Annotated in this window: 1 pseudogene; it reads left to right on the forward strand. The window is 64.9% G+C overall.

The window, feature by feature from the left end:
* Positions 1 to 1,368, forward strand: a pseudogene (locus AC1D34_RS37625) (DNA-directed RNA polymerase subunit beta); the annotation flags it as partial.

Consider the following 1,368-nt stretch of genomic DNA (forward strand, 5'->3'; position numbering starts at 1 on the left):
CCCCGAAGCAGCTCGTTTCGGTCGCCGCCGCGCTGATCCCGTTCCTAGAGAACGACGACGCCAACCGCGCGCTGATGGGCTCGAACATGCAGCGCCAGGCGGTGCCGCTGGTTCGTGCCGACGCGCCCTTCGTCGGCACCGGCATGGAAGCGGTCGTCGCCCGTGACTCGGGTGCCGCCATCGCTGCCCGCCGCGCCGGCATCGTCGACCAGGTCGACGCGACGCGTATCGTTATCCGCGCCTCCGACGAGATGGACCCGACCAAGCCGGGCGTCGACATCTACCGTCTGCAGAAGTTCCAGCGCTCGAACCAGTCGACCTGCATCACGCAGCGTCCGCTGGTGCGCGTCGGCGACATGATCAAGAAGGGCGACATCGTCGCCGACGGCCCGTCGACGGAGCTCGGCGAACTGGCTCTCGGCCGCAACGTGCTCGTCGCGTTCATGCCGTGGAACGGCTACAACTTCGAGGACTCGATCCTGCTCTCGGAGAAGATCGTCTCGGAAGACATCTTCACCTCGATCCATATCGAGGAGTTCGAGGTCATGGCCCGCGATACGAAGCTCGGCCCTGAGGAAATCACGCGCGACATTCCGAACGTTTCGGAAGAGGCGCTGAAGAACCTCGACGAAGCCGGCATCGTCTATATCGGCGCGGAAGTCGCTGCGGGCGACATCCTGGTCGGCAAGATCACGCCGAAGGGCGAAAGCCCGATGACGCCGGAAGAGAAGCTTCTGCGCGCCATCTTCGGCGAGAAGGCTTCGGATGTCCGCGACACCTCGCTGCGTGTTCCGCCGGGCGTGCAGGGCACCATCGTCGAAGTGCGCGTGTTCAATCGCCACGGCGTCGACAAGGACGAGCGCGCCCAGGCGATCGAGCGCGAGGAGATCGAGCGTCTTGCCAAGGACCGCGACGACGAGCAGGCGATCCTGGACCGCAACACCTTTGCGCGTCTGGCCGAGATCCTGACCGGCAAGACCGGCCTTGCTGGTCCGAAGGGCTTCAAGAAGGACACGGTCATCACCCGCGAGGGGATGAGCGAGTTCCCGCGTTCGCAGTGGTGGTTGTTCGCCGTCGGCGACGACGCCCTGATGACCGAAATCGAGGCCATGCGGAAGCAGTACGACGAGTCGAAGRAGCGCCTCGAGCAGCGCTTCCTCGACAAGGTCGAGAAGCTGCAGCGCGGCGACGAACTGCCTCCGGGCGTGATGAAGATGGTCAAGGTCTTCGTCGCCGTGAAGCGCAAGATCCAGCCGGGCGACAAGATGGCCGGCCGTCACGGAAACAAGGGCGTCGTCTCGCGCATCGTTCCCGCCGAGGATATGCCCTTCCTCGAGGACGGAACCCATGCCGACATCGTGCTGAACC

The sequence above is a fragment of the Allobosea sp. P1_A7 genome, from assembly GCF_056406775.1.